Raw genomic sequence first — 17,313 nt, forward strand, 5'->3', positions numbered from 1 at the left:
TGCAGGCCAGGCGCTGGATGCGCCTTGGCCGCACAGCGCGCCCAATGGCTTATTTCTTCTTGTAAGCGTCCACGATGGCCGCGCCGTCAGCGCCCGCCAGCTTCAGCCAGTCGGCCTGCATGGTCGAGCCCACCTGGCGCATGTCGGCCTCCAGCTTGGGCGATGGCTTGTGGATCTTCATGCCGCGCTCGGCCAACAGTTTTTTGTATTCCTCGTTCTTCTCCTGGGCGACTTTCCAGCCGCGGGCCTCGGCGGCGGCCGCGGCTTTGAGTACGGCGTCTTTCGACGCTGGGTCCAGCGCATCAAAGGCCTTGGCGTTGACCAGCACCGCGTTCTTGGGGATCCAGGCCTGCGTGTCGTAGAAGTTCTTGATGCTCTCGTAGGTCTTGGTGTCGTAGCCGGTGGAGCCCGAACTCATGTACGCCTCGACCGCGCCCGTCGCCATGGCGGCGCTCAGCTCAGCCTGCTGGATCTGCACAGGCTGCGCGCCCACCAGGTCGGCGATGCGGGCGGTGGCCGGGCTGTAGGCGCGCCATTTCACGCCCTTCAGATCAGCACCGGCACTGATTTCCTTCTTGATGTAGATGCCCTGGGGCGCCCACGGCACCATGAACAGCACCTTCATGCCTTGCGCGGCCAGCAGCTTGTCCATGGCGGGCTTGGACACGTTGTACAGCTTCTGCGACTCGGCATAGGTTGTGGCCAGGAAGGGCACACCGTCCAGCGCATAGATCGGGTTCTCGTTGGCGAAGTTGGCCAGCAGAATCTCGCCGGCCTGCGCCTGGCCGCTTTGCACAGCGCGCTTGATCTCGGGCGCCTTGAACAGCGAGGCGTTGGCGTGCACGGTGATCTTCAGTTTGCCCGCCGTGGCCGCGTCCACGTCCTTCGCGAACTGCACGATGTTCTCGGTGTGGTAATTCGCCGGCGGATAGGCGGTGGGCAGATCCCACTTGGTCTGTGCGTTCACGGTCAGCGCCAGCGCGCCAAGGCAGAGACCGACCGCCGCGGTCAGGGTCGTGCGTCGCTTCATCATGGTGAGTGCTCCTCGCAATGGAATCTGGATAGGTAGGCTGAAAGCATAGGTCGTGCCTGGTTGCTTCGGCGCTGGTGAAAACGCCAACGCCGGAGCAGGCACGCAAGCTGCTTTCCCCTCGTAAGGGCGCTTGAAGTCTAGAAATTCATTCGATAAAGTGTCAATAAATTCTCAACACTTTCACGTCACTTTCGGGTAATCCCTGATGAGCACCAAACCGACGCAGCGCACCAAGAAGGGGCCGGACGCGGGCATCGTTTCTTCGTCGCACCTCGTATCGCCGCGCAGCGTGGAGGCGTCGGAGTTCGAGTTCGGCCTGATCGTGGCCTGGAATGCATTCAGCCGCTGGCTCGTGCGCTGCATGGCCGCTGCCGGCGTGCCGGATGTGACGGTCACCGACGTGCTGGTGCTGCACCACGTCAACCACCGGGGCCGGCACAAGAAGCTGGCCGACATCTGCTTCGTACTCAACTACGAGGACACGCACGTGGTGGCCTACGCGCTGAAAAAGCTGGTCGCCGCGGAGCTGCTGTGCACCGACAAGCAGGGCAAGGACGTGTTCTACAAACCCACGCCGGAGGGCGAGGCTGCCGTGCAGCGCTACCGCGCGGTGCGCGAAAGCTGCTTGGTGGATAGCCTGGACGGCAAGATCAACCCCGCGCTGGGCGAGCAGGCGCGCCTGTTGCGCAACATGTCGGGCTTGTACGACCAGGCGGCGCGCGCTGCGTCATCACTATGAAAATGGTAGCTCTCGGCGCTTGTTGCGCCTGCGCCAGAGGTCTTTTTGGTTCAGATTGTCGAATGCCATGACTGAAACATCCACTTCCCCTGCAAACCGCCGCTGGCAGTTCTGGATCGACCGCGGCGGCACGTTCACCGACATCGTGGCCAAGCGGCCGGACGGCAGCATCGTCACGCACAAGCTGCTGTCGGAAAACCCTGAGCAGTACAAGGATGCCGCCGTGGCGGGCATTCGCCACCTGCTGGGCCTGGCGCCCGGCGAGCCGGTGACGCCCGAGTTGGTCGAGTGCGTGAAGATGGGCACCACGGTGGCCACCAACGCGCTGCTGGAGCGCAAGGGCGAGCCCACACTGCTGGTCACCACGCAGGGCTTTCGCGATGGGCTGCGCATCGCTTACCAGAACCGGCCGCGCCTGTTTGACCGCCACATCGTGCTGCCCGAGCTGCTGTACAGCGCGGTGGTGGAGGCGGCCGAGCGCATGGATGCGCAGGGCAAGGTCGTCACGCCGCTGGACCGCGAGCGCCTGCGCGAAGATCTGCTGGCGCAATACCAGCGTGGCCTGCGCAGCGTGGCCATCGTCTTCATGCACGGCTATCGGTACGTGGCGCACGAAAAAGTAGCGGCCGAGCTGGCGCGCGAGATCGGCTTCACGCAGGTCAGCACCAGCCACCAGACCAGCCCGATGATGAAGTTCGTCAGCCGGGGCGACACCACGGTGGTGGATGCATACCTGTCGCCCATCCTGCGCCGCTATGTGGACCAGGTGGCGGCCGAGATGCCGGGCGTGAAGCTGTTCTTCATGCAGTCGTCCGGCGGCCTGACGGACGCGCACGCCTTTCAGGGCAAGGACGCAATCCTGTCCGGGCCGGCCGGCGGCATCGTGGGCATGGCGCGCACCGCAGAGATCGCCGGGCAGCCGAAGGTGATCGGCTTTGACATGGGTGGCACGTCCACCGACGTGAGCCACTACGCGGGCCAGTTCGAGCGCGAGTTTGAAACCCAGGTGGCGGGCGTGCGCATGCGCGCGCCGATGATGAGCATTCACACCGTCGCGGCGGGCGGCGGGTCGATCCTGCAGTTTGACGGCTCTCGCTTTCGCGTCGGCCCCGAAAGCGCCGGCGCCAACCCCGGCCCGGCCAGCTACCGGCGCGGCGGCCCTTTGGCCGTGACCGACGCGAACGTGATGGTGGGCAAGGTGCAGCCTGCCTACTTCCCAAAGGTGTTCGGGCCGCGCGCCGACGAATCGCTGGACGGTGATGTGGTGCGCGAAAAGTTCACACACATCGCGCAGCCCACGGGCCGCGCGGCCGAGGACGTGGCGCATGGCTTCATCCAGATTGCGGTGCAGCAGATGGCCAATGCCATCAAGAAGATCAGCGTGGCACGCGGCTACGACGTGACGCGCTACACCTTGCAGTGCTTTGGCGGGGCGGGCGGGCAGCACGCCTGCCTGGTGGCCGATGCGCTGGGCGTGTCGCGCGTGCTGGTGCACCCCTTGGCGGGGGTGCTGTCGGCCTACGGCATGGGCCTGGCCGATCAGAACGTGATGCGCGAATCGGCGGTGGAGCTGCCGCTGACGCCCGAACACATGCCAGAGCTGCGCGACCGGCTGGCCGAGCTGGCGCTGGCGGCGCAGAAGGAGCTGGAGCGCCAACAGGTCAGCCGGGGCGACATCCGCGTGCTGCGCCGCGTGCACGTGCGCTACGACGGCACCGACTCGGCGCTGATCGTGCCCTTTCCGCACCTGCACGGCGGCCAACTGAGCGACGAAGAGGCCATGCACGACATCGTGCGAGCGTTCGAGGCCGCGTATCGGCAGCGCTTTGCCTTTCTGATGCAAGGCAAGGCGTTGGTGGTGGAAGCCGTGTCGGTCGAAGCCGTGGTGGCGGGTGACGCGCCGACCGAGCGCACGCATGCGGTGCGCGAAGGCCGCACCGCTGCACCGCGCGACACCGTGCGCATGTACACCGGCGGCACCGATGGCCAAGCCGGCTGGCACGACGCTCGCCTCTACGTGCGTGAAGACCTGCTGCCTGGCGATGCCATCGACGGGCCAGCCATCATCGCCGAGCAGAATGCGACGACGGTGGTCGAGCCGGGCTGGCGCGCGCGCCTGACCGAGCACGATCACATCCTGCTGGACCGCGTGATGGATCGTGCCGCGCAATACGCCGCCGGCACCACGGTGGACCCGGTTCTGCTGGAGGTGTTCAACAACCTGTTCATGAACATCGCCGAGCAGATGGGCTTGCAGCTGCAGAACACGGCGTACTCGGTCAACATCAAGGAACGTCTGGACTTCAGCTGCGCGCTGTTCGACGCCGAGGGCAACCTGATCGCCAACGCGCCGCACATGCCGGTGCACCTCGGGTCGATGGGCGAAAGCATCAAGACCGTGATTCACCAGAATGCGGGCCGCATGCAGCCCGGCGACGTATACGTGCTGAACGATCCCTACCACGGCGGCACGCATTTGCCGGACGTCACGGTGATCACGCCGGTGTACCTGGACGAGGCCGAGCCGCCCATCTTCTACGTGGGCTCGCGCGGGCACCATGCCGACATTGGTGGCATATCGCCGGGGTCGATGCCGCCGTTCTCTACGCGCATCGAAGAAGAGGGCGTGCAGATCAACAACGTGAAGCTGGTGGACCGCGGCACGCTGCGCGAGCAGGACATGCTCGATCTGCTGGCCAGTGGCGAATTCCCCAGCCGCAACCCGGCGCAGAACATGGCCGACCTGAAGGCGCAGATTGCCGCCAACGAAAAGGGCGTGCAAGAGCTGCGCAAGATGGCGCAGCAGTTCGGCCTGCCAGTGGTTCAGGCCTACATGCGGCACGTGCAGGACAACGCCGAGGAATCGGTGCGGCGCGCCATCACGCAACTGGCGGCGCGGATGCAGGGCGGCAGCTTCACGCTGCCCCTGGACAACGGTGCGCAGATTCACGTCACCGTGACGATCGACGGCGCGGCCCGCTCGGCCAAGGTGGATTTCACCGGTACGTCGCCGCAGCAGCTCAACAACTTCAACGCGCCCACGGCGGTGTGCATGGCGGCGGTGCTGTACGTGTTCCGCATGCTGGTGGACGACGACATTCCGCTGAACGCGGGCTGCCTGAAGCCGATCGAGGTGGTGATTCCCGAAGGGTCGATGCTGCGCCCCAACCCACCGGCCAGCGTCGTGGCGGGCAACGTGGAAACATCCACCTGCATCACCAACGCGATCATCGGCGCGCTGGGCTTGATGGGCGCCAGCCAGTGCACGGTGAACAACTTCACCTTCGGCAATGAGCGCTATCAATATTACGAGACGATTTCAGGCGGGTCGGGCGCTGGCGGGGTGTTTGATGCCCAAGGAAAGCTGGTGGGGGGCTTTCCGGGAACCAGCGTGGTGCAGACCCACATGACCAATTCGCGCATGACCGATCCTGAAGTGCTGGAATGGCGCTTTCCGGTTCGGCTGGAAAGCTACGCCATTCGCCACGGCTCCGGCGGGCAGGGGCGTTGGGACGGTGGCGATGGCGGGGTGCGGCGCGTGCGCTTTTTGCAGCCCATGACCGCCAGCATCCTGAGCAACGGGCGCGTGCGTGGCGCGTTTGGCATGGCGGGCGGCGCGGAGGGCGCGGTTGGCGTCAACCGCGTGGTGCGCGCCGACGGGGCCGAGCTGGCCCTGGAGCATATCGGCAGCGTGGAGATGCAGCCAGGCGATATCTTCGAGATCCATACGCCCGGTGGTGGCGGATTCGGCAGCGCCTGAGGCCCCAAGAAAACGAGCGACGCATGGTCGCTCGTTCAGTGGCTAAATCAGCATGACCCAAGCGGTCACGGCGCGTGACCGTGGGCTGCTCAGCTTACTCAGGGCTTGGCAGGCGCGGCCGGCTTGGCACCGGTGGCAGCCAGGGGCGCTGGCGGAGCGGCTTTGCCTGCGTCCGTGGCGGCCGCGCCTTTCGCGGGCTTGGCGTTCGGTGCAGGGGCTGGTGCGGCTGCGGAGTACGCCGCTCCGTTGACCGTCAGGCCGCCGGTAGACAGTTTGGCGGCGCTCTTGCCGCCAACCCCTTTGACCCTGGCGATCAGGTCGCTCCAGTCCTTGAAGGGGCCTTTCTTTCGCTCATCCAGAATGCGCGTGGACATGGCGGGGCCGATGCCTTTCACGCTGTCGAGGTCGGCCGCGTTGGCCGTATTCACATCCACGGCGGCAAAGGACATGGCCGCGTAAAACATGGCCAGGGCGGTCAGCAATTTCTTCAACATGGTGTCTCCCTCCGAAAGGGCGGCACGCCTTGGGCCGGCTGGCCCGGTTCGCGCCGCAAAGACAGTCTAGCGGCGCCCGCGCCGCCGCGCACCCCCTGAATCAGAGTTCTTCGATGCGCCGGGGTGGAAAGCTGTCCCAAGCCTGGCAGCCTGGACACTGCCAGAAGTAGCCCTGCGCTTCAAAGCCGCACGCCGCGCAGCGGTAGCGTGCCAAAGGGCGCACGGCTTCTTCGACCGAGCGCTGCACCACCGTGTGCGCGCCATCCTGCGCAAACGGCTCCTGGCTCAGCCAGCGCGACGCGGCGATCAAGGAAGGCTCCACCGCCATGTGGCGAACGTACCCTTCGCGCGCATCCCGCAAGGGCATGCCATCGGCCACGTCGGCCTGAACCAGTGCGTCCGCGATGTCCACCGACGGGTGGCCGGTGTAGCTGCGCTGCAGCACTTCTCGGGCGCGGCCGAGCTGACCAATCTGCTGGGCGATGCGCACCATTTCGCTGGCCACCAGCGGCAGCGCCTGCGGGGCGTGGCGTTCCAACTCGGTCAGCCGCTCGAAAGCACCGCCCACATCGCCCTGGCCGACCAAGGTGCCTGCGAGCTGAATGCGCGGGCGCGCCGCCGTCGGCGCCTGCTGGATGGCTTGCTGCAGCAGCTGCTCGGCTTGGGCCACGTCCTGTCGCTTGGTCAAGGCGGTGGCCGCCTGCTCGCAAAGGTAGTGCGACAGACGATGGGTAAAGTCGCCTTGCTGCATGCGCTCCAGCTTGACGGCCACTTCGGTCGCCTGCGGCCAGTCGCGGGCGCGCTCGTACAGGGAAAGCAGCGTCAGCCATGCCTGCTCCTGGTAGCGGGTGCCGTCGAGCTTGCGCAGCGCTTCTTCAGCGCGGTCGAGCAGGCCGGCCTTGAGAAAGTCGAGTGCCAAAGCGTGCTGCGCGCGTTCACGGTCGGCAACGGGAAGGTCAGCGCGTGACAACAGGTGCTCGTGCACGCGCACGGCGCGCTCGTATTCGCCGCGGCGACGAAACAGGTTGCCCAGCGCGAAGTGCAGCTCGGTGGTGTCCGGGTCGCGCTGCACCGCCTCGATGAACGCGTCAATGGCTTGATCCTGCTGCTCATTGAGCAGGTAGTTCAAACCCTTGAAATAGGCCTTGGGTGCCTGGCGGTTCTCGATTCGCAGCTGCCGCAGGTCGAGCCGGGAAGCCAGCCAGCCGAGCGCGAAAACGATCGGTACGCCCAGAAGAAGCCAGCTGAGATCAAACTCCATGGCGCGGGGGAATCAAGGTGTCGTCCAGGGGCGCCATGCCAGAGCCGCGCTCGGCGGGCGGGTGCGCAGAAGTGCGGCGGCGGGCCCACCAACCGGGCAGCATGCCCATCACGCCGACGACCAGCCCCGCCGCAAAGGCGACCAGCACGATCAGCATCATCGGCGCACGCCATTGGTGCCCAAACAGCAGATGCACGGTGGCATCCTGTTGGTTGTTGAGCGCGAAAGCGAAAAGCGCAAAAAAAATGGCTGCCTTCAGTATCCACTTCAGCAGCCGCGTGAGCTTGTACATGCGTCTTCCACAAGGTTCGGGAAGATTCTAGTGAGTTTCTATCGGAAGGCCGATTCGGCTGCCGTCACCTCGTGCTCGAAGATGCCGGTAGATCGACGGGCTGGCTGCCTACCGCTTCGCGCAAGGCCTTGCCTGGCTTGAAATGCGGTACGCGCCGTTCCGGAATTGGCACACTCGCACCCGTGCGCGGGTTGCGGCCCATGCGCGGGGGGCGGCGATTGATCGCAAAGCTGCCGAAGCCACGGATCTCGATCCGGTGGCCGCGCACCAGGGCGTCTGCCATCGCATCCAGAATGGTTTTGACGGCGGCGTCGGCGTCTTTGTGTGTGAGTTGGCTGAACCGTTCGGCCAGCAATTCCACCAGATCAGATCGTGTCATGCGAGATCACGACCGGCCCGGGCGGGCGCGGTCGTGCAAGGCCTCAAGTGCTTACTTCTCGTTGTTGTCCAGCTTGGCGCGCAGCAGGGCGCCCAGGCTGGTCGTGCCGGCGGTGCCGGTGTTCTGGTTCAGGCTGGCCATGGCTTCCTGCTGGTCGGCAGCGTCCTTGGCTTTGATCGACAGCTGGATGTTGCGCGTTTTGCGGTCCACGTTGACCACCACGGCATTCACCTCGTCGCCGACCTTCAGCACTTGGCTGGCGTCGTCCACGCGGTCGCGGCTGATCTCGGAGGCGCGCAGGTAGCCCAGCACGTCGTGGCCCAGATCGATCTCGGCGCCACGGGCGTCCACCGTCTTCACGGTACCGGTCACGGTCTGGCCCTTGTCGTTCACAGTCACGAACGTGGTGAACGGGTCTTGGTCCAGCTGCTTGATGCCCAGGCTGATGCGCTCGCGGTCCACGTCGACGGCCAGCACGATGGCTTCAACTTCCTGGCCCTTCTTGTAGTTGCGCACGGCGGCTTCGCCGGGCTCGTTCCAGGACAGGTCAGACAAGTGCACCAGGCCGTCGATACCGGCAGCCAGGCCCACGAACACGCCGAAGTCGGTGATCGACTTGATCGGGCCCTTGACGTGGTCGCCACGCTTGGTGTTTTGGGCGAACTCTTGCCAGGGGTTGGCGCGGGTTTGCTTCATGCCCAGGCTGATGCGGCGCTTGTCTTCGTCGATCTCAAGGACCATGACTTCGACTTCGTCGCCCAGCGACACGATCTTGCTGGGGGCCACGTTCTTGTTGGTCCAGTCCATTTCAGAGACGTGCACCAAGCCTTCGATACCGGGCTCCAGCTCGACGAACGCGCCGTAGTCGGCAATGTTCGTGACCTTGCCGAACATGCGCGTGCCCGAGGGGTAGCGGCGCGACACGCCCAGCCATGGGTCGTCGCCCATCTGCTTGAGACCCAGCGAAACGCGGTTTTTCTCGGTGTCGAACTTGAGGATCTTGGCCTGGATTTCCTGGCCGGTCTGCACCACTTCCGACGGGTGACGCACGCGGCGCCATGCCATGTCGGTGATGTGCAGCAGGCCGTCGATGCCACCCAGGTCCACGAACGCACCGTATTCGGTGATGTTCTTGACCACGCCGTTGACGATGGCGCCTTCTTTCAGCGTTTCCATCAGCTTGGCGCGTTCTTCGCCCATCGAGGCTTCGACCACAGCGCGGCGGCTCAGCACCACGTTGTTGCGCTTGCGGTCCAGCTTGATGACCTTGAACTCCATCGTCTTGTTTTCGTACGGAGACAGGTCTTTGGTGGGACGCGTGTCCACCAGCGAGCCAGGCAGGAAGGCGCGGATACCGTTGACCAGCACCGTCAGGCCGCCCTTGACTTTGCCAGCGGTCGTGCCGGTGACGAAGTCGCCCGATTCCAGGGCTTTTTCCAGCGCCAGCCAAGAGGCCAGGCGCTTGGCGGTGTCGCGGCTGAGGATGGTGTCGCCGTAGCCGTTTTCGATGGAGCCAATGGCCACCGGCACGAACTGACCGGGCTCGACTTCCACGCCGCCTTGGTCGTTCTTGAATTCTTCGATTGGAATGTAGGCCTCGGACTTGAGACCGGCGTTCACCACGACAAAGTTGTGCTCAACGCGCACGACTTCGGCAGTGATCACTTCGCCCGGGCGCATTTCGGTGCGCTGCAGGGACTCTTCAAACAACTGGGCAAAAGATTCAGACATGAAATTCCTTGTCCGCACACAGGTTGACGACCGCACTATTGCTATCGTTTCTAAGACTGTGGTCGGAAGGTGACGGCCAAAGGGCCGCAGGTTAAGGTTGAACAACCGCCTGACCCGGTGCGCATGCGACGCGCGGAGGGAGGTCAGCCGGAGCGGAAAAAGGCCGACAGGCATGGCCTGCGACCTTGGCTGCGGAGCGTTTCAGGCCGAAGCTTGAAATGGCTGCCGCGCCTGCCACCATGCAAGCACCTGTTCAACCGATTCATCGACCGACAGTTGCGAGTTGTCCAGCAGCAGGGCGTCTTGCGCGGCCTTGAGGGGCGACGCCGCGCGATGGGTATCGCGCGCGTCGCGCGCTTGCAGGTCCGCGCGAAGGCTGGCGATGTTAGCAGAAATCCCCTTGGAAATCAATTGCTTATGGCGCCGCTCGGCGCGTTGGGCAGCGCCTGCGGTCAGAAAGACCTTGAGCGGCGCGAAGGGGAAGACTTGCGTGCCCATGTCGCGCCCGTCGGCCACGAGGCCGGGCAGGCGTGCGAATTCATGCTGCAGTTTCAATAGCGCCTCACGCACGCTGGGAAAGGCCGAAACGCGCGAAGCATCCATGCCCGCTGCTTCGGTGCGGATAGCGTCCGTCACCTCGGCGCCCGCCAGCCACACGCGCCCGGGCCCAAAGCGCACCGGCAGCGCCCGCGCCAGGTCGGCGATCTCAGCTTCGTTAACGGCCTCGGGCTCCAGCCCTGCCTGGCGAGCGGCCAGGCCGGTCAGGCGGTACAGCGCGCCGGAATCCAGGTAGTGGTAGCCCAGGCGATGGGCGATCTCAGACGCCAGGGTGCCTTTGCCCGATGCCGTGGGGCCGTCCACGCAGATGACCGGGACGGGCACCGAGGCTTCGGCCACGGCGAACAGCGCCTCGAAATAGTCGGGGTAGGTCTTGCCGACGCAGCGCGGGTCTTCGATGCGCACGGGCAGGCAGGCCGCGTTGAAGGCGGCCAGCGAACCGCACATGGCCATGCGGTGGTCGTCGTAGGTGTGCAGCGAGGCCGCGCGCCAGCCGGTCACCGGGTCGGGCGGCGTGATGCGGATGTAATCGGCGCCTTCTTCCACCGTGGCGCCCAGCTTGCGCAGTTCGGTGGCCATGGCGGCGATGCGGTCGGTTTCCTTGACGCGCCAGGACGCGATGTTGCGCAGCGTGCTCGGGCCGTCGGCGTACAGCGCCATGGCGGCCAGCGTCATGGCGGCGTCGGGAATGTGGTTGCAGTCCAGATCGATTGCCTTGAGCGGCCACGCACCGCGACGCACGCGCAGCCAATTGGGGCCGCTGACGATGTCGGCGCCCATCAGGCGGGCGGCGTCGACAAAGCGGATGTCGCCTTGGATGCTGTCTTCGCCTACGCCATCGATTTGCAAGCCATTTTGGCCTTCAGCGCGCTCGGATAGTGCGCCGGCAGCTATGAAATAGCTAGCAGAAGAGGCGTCGGCCTCGACATGGATGGCGCCAGGCGATTGGTAGTGGCTGCCGCTGGGAATGGTGAAGCGCGACCAGCCCTGGCGCTGCACGCGTACGCCAAAGCGCGCCAGCAGCTGCAGGGTGATTTCGACGTAGGGCTGCGAGATCAGCTCGCCCACCACGTCGATGACGATGTCTTGCGCCCCCGGCTGGCCGGCCGCCAGCGGCAGCGCCAGCAGCAAGGCGGTGAGGAACTGGCTGGACACGTCGCCGCGCACGGCGATGGGCTGGTCCAGTCGCAACTGGGGCTGGCCGATGCGCAGCGGCGGGTAGCCGGGCGTGCCCAGGTAGTCGACGGTGCAGCCCAGCGCCTGCAACGCGTCGACCAGGTCGCCGATGGGCCGCTCATGCATGCGTGGGATGCCGCGCAGCTGGTAGTCGCCGCCCAGAACGGCCAAAGCAGCGGTCAGCGGGCGCATGGCGGTGCCCGCGTTGCCCAGGAACAGGTCGGCGGCAGGCTGGCGCGCGCGGCCGCCCAACCCGTCGATCACGGCGCGGGTACCGTCCACCTGCACGCCGCAGCCCAGCGCGCGCAAGGCGTCGAGCATGACACGGGTGTCGTCCGAATCGAGCAGGTCGTGCACCGTGGTCTGCCCTTCGCACAGCGCGGCCAGCAGCAAGACCCGGTTGGAAATGCTCTTGGAGCCCGGCAGGCGCACTGCACCGTGAACGCCGCGCAGGGCAGGGATGTCGAGAAATTCGGTATCGAACACGGGCGGACGGGGCCGGGCAGGCCAATCGGTTGAAAGAAACGGCCAACGCGCAGCCCGCGTGGCCTGGCGCAGGCTTAACGCGGGCCGGGCGTCAGGCGCCAGTTGGCGCGGGCATGGCTGGCGCGGTTGATCAGGCGTTCCAGCTCGTCCGCGCGGCCCTCGGCGATGAGGCGTTCGAAATCGCCCAGGGCGTGCTTGAACAGCTCGGTTTGGCGCGCCAATTCTTCGCGGTTGGCAATCAGGACGTCGCGCCACAGCTGGGGGTCGCTGGCGGCGATGCGGCTGAAGTCGCGAAAGCCCGGGCCGGCGAGCGAGAGGAACTGCTCGCCCTCGGGCTGGCCCATCACGCCGTTCACCAGCGCAAAGGCGATCAGGTGCGGCAGGTGGCTGACGGCGGCGAAGGCGGCGTCGTGCGCCTCGGGCGACATGCGTTGCACGTCGCAACCCAGCGCGCGCCACAGGGCTTCGGCGCGGTCGACGTTGGCGGGGTGGGTGCGCTCGATCGGCGTCAGAATGACCTGACGGCCTGCGTACAGGGACGGGTCGGCGTTTTCAACGCCGGACACTTCGCGCCCCGTGATCGGGTGCGCGGGCACGAACAGACCTACGTCGTTTTTCAACACGCGCCGCGCGGCATCCACCACGTCGCGCTTGGTGGAGCCCACGTCCATGATCAACATGCGCGGGTCCAGCAGGTGGCGAATGGCCTTGAGCGTGTTCTCGGTGGCCGCGACCGGCACCGCCAGCAGCACCAAGTCGGCGCCTGAGACCGCCAGCAGCGCGGACGGCGCCTCCACGTCGATCACACCCATCTGCAGCGCCCGCGCCGTGGTGGAGGGCGACTTGCTGTAGCCCACCACGCGGCGCACCAGCCCGGCGCGCTTGAGCGCCAGCGCGAAGGAGCCGCCCATCAGGCCGCAGCCGATCAGTCCGAGCTGCTCAAACATCTTGCGCGAGGGGGTAGGCGCCCAGCACCTTGTAGAAGGCGCATTGGGCTTGCAGCTCGGAGAGTGCGGCGCTCATCTTGGGTTCGGACGGGTGTCCGGCCAGGTCGATATAGAAGTAGTAGTCCCATTGGCCGGATTTGGCGGGGCGGGATTCAAACCGCGTCATGCTGACGCCGTGCTTTTTCAGCGGCGTGAGCATGTCGTGCACGGACCCGGATATGTTGGGCACCGACACCACGATGCTGGTGCAGTCGCGCCCGCTGGGCGCAGGCATGGCCAGCGTCTGCGGTAGGCAGATCACGGCAAAGCGGGTGCGGTTGTATGCCTCGTCCTGGATCGAGTGCGACACGATGTGCAGGCCGAACTGGGCCGCCGCGCGCTCGCTGGCCAGGCCCGCCCAGGCGGGGTTGGTGGCCGCCAGACGCGCGCCCTCGGCGTTGCTGGCCACGGCGCGGCGCTCGGCGTGAGGCAGGTGCTCAGACAGCCAGCGCTGGCACTGCATCAGCGCCTGGGGGTGGGCCAGCACGGCCTCGACACCCTCCAGCGAATTGACTTGCCGCAGCAGGTTGTGGCGAACCATCAGGCTGACTTCGCCGACCACGTGCACCGGCGAATGCAGGAAAAGATCGAAGGTGCGGGCGACCACGCCTTCGGTGGAATTCTCGACCGCCACCACGCCGAACTGCGCCGTGCCGGCCGCTGTGGCGTGAAACACCTCGTCGAACGAGCTGCAATAGATCAGGTTGGCCGCGCTGCCAAAGTATTCGATGGCCGCTTGCTCGGTGAAGGTGCCTTCGGGGCCGAGCACGGCCACGCGCTGCGGTACTTCCAGCGCCAGGCAGGCCGACATGATTTCGCGCCAGACGGCGGCGACATGCTGGTTCTGCAGGGGGCCGGTGTTGTTCGCCTGGATCTTGGCGATCACCTGCGCCACGCGGTCAGGGCGAAAGAAGGGCGTGCCTTCATGGCGCTTGAGCTCGCCCACCTCTTCGGCCACGCGTGCGCGCTGATTGAGCAGCGAGAGCAGTTGGGCATCCAGGCTGTCGATCTGGGTTCGCAGCTTGGCAAGGGCTTCAGATTGAACGGGGGGAGAGCTCATGCGAGGCACGTATCCAACGAAGACGCCGGCCCGAAGCCGGCGAAACACGAAAAACCCTGATTGTGGCGCGATTAACGCTTATTTCTTAGCGGGCGACGAACCACCGTTGCTCGTCACGATGCGGTTGGCCGCAGCTTCGAAATTCTTGGCGCCGTTTTCCACCTGGGGTTTGGTGGCATCGACGATGCGCTTGGCCCATGCGTTCGTGGCGTCCGGGCCGAGGGCCTGGAACTTGGCGCTGGCGGGCGATTCCATGTAGGCCACGATCTGCTTGAGCTCTTCTTCCGACAGCTTTTCCATGAAGATCGGCACCAGGGCGGCTTCGGCGGCCTTGGCCGTCTGGGCTTCCACCACTTTTTGCGTGCTGTCAGCGTATTTTTTCAGCTCGACATCCAGCTTGTCGCGCACATCTTTTTGACGCGCTGGCGGCACGGTTTCATCCAGGCGCTGCGACCAGCCGGCCAGCAAGGGCTGCACGGCGGAGGCGGTCAGCTGCTCGGCCATGGCGCTGCCATCGGCCTTCTGCTGCATCTGCGCCAGCTTGACGGCCAAGGCGCGTTTGCTGTCGTTTTGGGCCATGGCGCCCGTCGATGCTGCGCAAGCAGCTGCGAAAAGAATAGCAATAGGGAATTTGGAAAGGGTTGCGTTCAAAGCTAGCTCCATCGTTAATCTTGGGGTTCGTCGGTCTCAATGTCATTCACCTGCGCATCGTTTTCAACAATGCGTTGCAGGCCACTGAGTTGGGCGCCTTCGTCCAGCGCGATCAGCGTCACGCCTTGCGTGGCGCGGCCCATTTCGCGGATTTCGGACACCCGGGTGCGCACCAGCACACCCTTGTCGGTGATCAGCATGATTTCGTCGTCAGGGCTGACCAGCGTGGCGGCCACAACCTTGCCGTTGCGCTCGCTCTGCTGGATGGCGATCATGCCCTTCGTGCCGCGGCCATGCCGGGTGTACTCGGTAATGTTGGTGCGTTTACCGTAACCATTTTCTGTCGCGGTTAGGACACTGTTGCGCGCCAATGGTTCCGAATCGTCGGCGCTGGCCTCGCCGGGGGCCACCAGCATGGCGATGACGCTCTGGCGCTCGTCGAGCTGCATGCCGCGCACGCCGCGCGCATTGCGGCCCATGGGGCGCACGTCGTTTTCGTCAAAGCGCACCGCCTTGCCGCCGTCAGAGAACAGCATCACATCGTGCGCGCCGTCGGTCAGCGCCGCACCGATCAGGAAGTCGCCCTCGTCGAGATCGACGGCGATGATCCCGGCCTTGCGTGGGTTGCTGAATTCGGACAGCGCCGTCTTCTTCACCGTGCCCATCGACGTGCCCATGAACACGTAGCGGTTGTCGGGGAAGGTACGCGTCTCGCCCGTCAGGGGCAGCACGACGTTGATCTTTTCGCCCTCGGCCAAGGGGAACATGTTGACGATCGGGCGGCCGCGGGAGCCGCGCGAGCCCGAGGGCACTTCCCACACCTTGAGCCAGTAAAGCCGGCCACGGTTGGAAAAGCACAGGATGTAGTCGTGCGTGTTGGCGATGAATAGCTGGTCGATCCAGTCGTCTTCTTTCGTTGCCGTGGCCTGCTTGCCGCGCCCGCCGCGCTTTTGCGCGCGGTACTCGGACAAGGGTTGCGCCTTGATGTAGCCCGTGTGGCTGAGCGTGACCACCATGTCGGTGGGCGTGATCAGGTCTTCGGTTGCCAAGTCTTGCGCGTTGTGCTCGACCACCGAGCGGCGGGCGCCATCCTTGGTCTGGCCGAACTCGGTTTTCAGCGCCGTCAGCTCGTCGCCAATGATGGTGGACACGCGCGAAGGCTTGGCCAGGATGTCGAGCAGGTCCTCGATCTCGGCCATTACTTCTTTGTATTCGGCAATGATCTTGTCCTGCTCCAGGCCCGTCAGGCGTTGCAGGCGCATTTGCAGAATTTCCTGCGCCTGCGTCTCGGACAGCCGGTACAGGCCGTCTTTCTGCAGGCCGAATTCGCGGCCCAGCGACTCGGGGCGATAGTCGTCGGCGCTGATCACGGCGCCATCGCCTTCGCGTGCACGCGTCAGCATCTCGCGCACCAGTGCGCTGTCCCACGTGCGGGCCATCAATTCGGTCTTGGCGACCGGCGGCGTGGGCGATTCGCGGATGATGCGAATGAATTCGTCGATGTTGGCCAGCGCAACCGCCAGGCCTTCCAGCACGTGGCCGCGCTCGCGCGCTTTGCGCAGTTCAAACACCGTGCGCCGGGTAACGACTTCGCGGCGGTGCTGCAGAAAGACCTGGATCAGCTCCTTCAGGTTGCACAGCTTGGGCTGGCCGTCGACCAGCGCCACGGTGTTGATGCCGAACGTGTCCTGCAGCTGCGTCTGCTTGTACAGGTTGTTCAGCACCACTTCGGGCACTTCACCGCGCTTGAGCTCGATCACTAGGCGCATGCCGGACTTGTCCGACTCGTCCTGAATGTGGCTGATGCCTTCGAGCTTTTTCTCGTGCACCAGCTCGGCCATGCGCTCTTGCAAGGTCTTCTTGTTGACCTGGTAGGGCAGCTCGTCGACGATGATGGCCTGGCGCTGGCCCTTGTCGATATCTTCAAAGTGCACCTTCGCGCGCATGACCACGCGCCCGCGCCCGGTGCGGTAGCCGTCCTTCACGCCTTGCACACCGTAGATGATGCCGCCGGTGGGGAAGTCGGGGGCGGGGATGATCTCCATCAGCTCGTCGATGGTCGCGTCGGGCTGGTTCAGCAAGTGGAGGCACGCGTCCACCACCTCGTTGAGGTTGTGCGGCGGGATGTTGGTGGCCATGCCCACCGCAATGCCGCCAGAGCCGTTCACCAGCAGGTTGGGCAGGCGCGCCGGCAGCACCAGCGGTTCGGTCACGCTGCCGTCGTAGTTGGGGCCGAAATCGACGGTGCCCTTGTCGATGTCCGCCAGCATTTCGTGGGCGATCTTGTGCAGCCGGATTTCGGTGTAGCGCATGGCCGCGGCCGCGTCGCCGTCCACCGAGCCGAAGTTGCCTTGCCCGTCGATCAGGGGGTGGCGCAGGCTGAACGGCTGCGTCATGCGCACGATGGTGTCGTAGATGGCCGAGTCACCGTGGGGGTGGAACTTACCCATCGTCTCGCCCACCGCCTGAGCGCTCTTGCGGTATTTGCTGTTGTACGTGTTGCCCATTTCATACATGGCGTACAACACGCGGCGGTGCACAGGCTTCAGGCCATCGCGGGCGTCGGGCAAGGCGCGACCAACGATCACGCTCATGGCGTAATCCAGATAGCTCCGCCGCATCTCCTCTTCCAGGCTAATGGGAAGTGTTTCTTTGGCGAACGAAGTCATATAGATAAAGATGCGAGGCAACCAGTCGGCAAGCGGTC

13 protein-coding genes are annotated in these 17,313 nt (G+C 65.3%); 2 read left to right on the forward strand and 11 right to left on the reverse strand.

Translation table 11 applies throughout. The features are described 5' to 3' along the window. Positions 1-49: 49 nt before the first annotated feature. Positions 50-1,030, reverse strand: a complete 981-nt coding sequence (locus tag C6570_RS07860) for a TRAP transporter substrate-binding protein (protein WP_106704582.1) — start codon at positions 1,028-1,030, stop codon at positions 50-52. Between the two features lie 208 nt (positions 1,031-1,238). Here C6570_RS07860 and C6570_RS07865 point away from each other — a divergent pair, with 208 nt between their 5' ends. Together C6570_RS07865 and C6570_RS07870 are read left to right on the forward strand one after the other, a co-directional pair. Beyond that, entirely contained in the window at positions 1,239-1,772 is a 534-nt protein-coding gene (locus C6570_RS07865) for a winged helix DNA-binding protein (protein WP_106702718.1), read from the forward strand. Positions 1,773-1,839: 67 nt separating this feature from the next. Beyond that, the gene (locus tag C6570_RS07870; protein WP_106702719.1) at positions 1,840-5,532 is read left to right on the forward strand and encodes a hydantoinase B/oxoprolinase family protein; all 3,693 of its coding nucleotides are present in this window, start codon (positions 1,840-1,842) and stop codon (positions 5,530-5,532) included. 98 nt (positions 5,533-5,630) lie between these two features. Here C6570_RS07870 and C6570_RS07875 read toward each other — a convergent pair whose 3' ends face one another. The 10 genes from C6570_RS07875 to gyrA all read right to left on the reverse strand — a co-directional run bounded on the left by C6570_RS07875 (position 5,631) and on the right by gyrA (position 17,275). Then, positions 5,631-6,026, reverse strand: coding sequence for a ComEA family DNA-binding protein (locus tag C6570_RS07875; protein ID WP_106702720.1), 396 nt, complete (start codon positions 6,024-6,026; stop codon positions 5,631-5,633). A gap of 100 nt (positions 6,027-6,126) precedes the next feature. Next, entirely contained in the window at positions 6,127-7,287 is a 1,161-nt protein-coding gene (gene lapB / locus C6570_RS07880) for a lipopolysaccharide assembly protein LapB (RefSeq protein WP_106702721.1), read from the reverse strand. Further along, positions 7,277-7,579, reverse strand: a complete 303-nt coding sequence (locus tag C6570_RS07885; protein WP_106702722.1) for a lipopolysaccharide assembly protein LapA domain-containing protein — start codon at positions 7,577-7,579, stop codon at positions 7,277-7,279. The genes lapB and C6570_RS07885 overlap by 11 nt, the downstream gene beginning before the upstream one ends. Before the next feature lie 64 nt (positions 7,580-7,643). Continuing rightward, the gene (locus tag C6570_RS07890) at positions 7,644-7,958 is read right to left on the reverse strand and encodes an integration host factor subunit beta (RefSeq protein ID WP_106702723.1); all 315 of its coding nucleotides are present in this window, start codon (positions 7,956-7,958) and stop codon (positions 7,644-7,646) included. 51 nt (positions 7,959-8,009) lie between these two features. After that, positions 8,010-9,689 carry a 30S ribosomal protein S1 gene (gene rpsA, locus C6570_RS07895; RefSeq protein ID WP_106702724.1) on the reverse strand — a complete coding sequence of 560 codons (1,680 nt, stop codon included), beginning with the start codon at positions 9,687-9,689 and terminating at the stop codon, positions 8,010-8,012. 201 nt (positions 9,690-9,890) lie between these two features. Beyond that, entirely contained in the window at positions 9,891-11,909 is a 2,019-nt protein-coding gene (locus C6570_RS07900; RefSeq protein WP_106702725.1) for a bifunctional 3-phosphoshikimate 1-carboxyvinyltransferase/cytidylate kinase, read from the reverse strand. A 74-nt stretch (positions 11,910-11,983) separates the two neighbouring features. Then, the gene (locus C6570_RS07905; RefSeq protein ID WP_106702726.1) at positions 11,984-12,856 is read right to left on the reverse strand and encodes a prephenate dehydrogenase; all 873 of its coding nucleotides are present in this window, start codon (positions 12,854-12,856) and stop codon (positions 11,984-11,986) included. Continuing rightward, on the reverse strand, positions 12,849-13,955 hold the full coding sequence (gene pheA / locus C6570_RS07910) for a prephenate dehydratase (protein WP_106702727.1): 1,107 nt from the start codon (positions 13,953-13,955) through the stop codon (positions 12,849-12,851). The genes C6570_RS07905 and pheA overlap by 8 nt, the downstream gene beginning before the upstream one ends. Positions 13,956-14,033: 78 nt before the next feature. Beyond that, a complete protein-coding gene (locus C6570_RS07915) occupies positions 14,034-14,534 on the reverse strand; it encodes a DUF2059 domain-containing protein (RefSeq protein ID WP_164675508.1) in 501 nt (166 codons plus the stop codon). Positions 14,535-14,620: 86 nt separating this feature from the next. Then, positions 14,621-17,275 carry a DNA gyrase subunit A gene (gyrA, locus tag C6570_RS07920; protein WP_106702729.1) on the reverse strand — a complete coding sequence of 885 codons (2,655 nt, stop codon included), beginning with the start codon at positions 17,273-17,275 and terminating at the stop codon, positions 14,621-14,623. Positions 17,276-17,313: the final 38 nt, after the last annotated feature.

This window comes from Ottowia oryzae, assembly GCF_003008535.1.
GTDB classification, from domain to species: Bacteria; Pseudomonadota; Gammaproteobacteria; order Burkholderiales; family Burkholderiaceae_C; genus Ottowia; species Ottowia oryzae.

What these genes read in the sequence shown, in the direction of transcription:
- C6570_RS07860 (WP_106704582.1), bottom strand. Translation starts at nt 1,030, where the DNA reads ATGAAGCGACGCACGACCCTGACCGCGGCGGTCGGTCTCTGCCTTGGC.
- C6570_RS07865 (WP_106702718.1), top strand. Translation starts at nt 1,239, where the DNA reads ATGAGCACCAAACCGACGCAGCGCACCAAGAAGGGGCCGGACGCGGGC.
- C6570_RS07870 (WP_106702719.1), top strand. Translation starts at nt 1,840, where the DNA reads ATGACTGAAACATCCACTTCCCCTGCAAACCGCCGCTGGCAGTTCTGG.
- C6570_RS07875 (WP_106702720.1), bottom strand. Translation starts at nt 6,026, where the DNA reads ATGTTGAAGAAATTGCTGACCGCCCTGGCCATGTTTTACGCGGCCATG.
- lapB (WP_106702721.1), bottom strand. Translation starts at nt 7,287, where the DNA reads ATGGAGTTTGATCTCAGCTGGCTTCTTCTGGGCGTACCGATCGTTTTC.
- C6570_RS07885 (WP_106702722.1), bottom strand. Translation starts at nt 7,579, where the DNA reads ATGTACAAGCTCACGCGGCTGCTGAAGTGGATACTGAAGGCAGCCATT.
- C6570_RS07890 (WP_106702723.1), bottom strand. Translation starts at nt 7,958, where the DNA reads ATGACACGATCTGATCTGGTGGAATTGCTGGCCGAACGGTTCAGCCAA.
- rpsA (WP_106702724.1), bottom strand. Translation starts at nt 9,689, where the DNA reads ATGTCTGAATCTTTTGCCCAGTTGTTTGAAGAGTCCCTGCAGCGCACC.
- C6570_RS07905 (WP_106702726.1), bottom strand. Translation starts at nt 12,856, where the DNA reads ATGTTTGAGCAGCTCGGACTGATCGGCTGCGGCCTGATGGGCGGCTCC.
- pheA (WP_106702727.1), bottom strand. Translation starts at nt 13,955, where the DNA reads ATGAGCTCTCCCCCCGTTCAATCTGAAGCCCTTGCCAAGCTGCGAACC.
- C6570_RS07915 (WP_164675508.1), bottom strand. Translation starts at nt 14,534, where the DNA reads ATGGCCCAAAACGACAGCAAACGCGCCTTGGCCGTCAAGCTGGCGCAG.
- gyrA (WP_106702729.1), bottom strand. Translation starts at nt 17,275, where the DNA reads ATGACTTCGTTCGCCAAAGAAACACTTCCCATTAGCCTGGAAGAGGAG.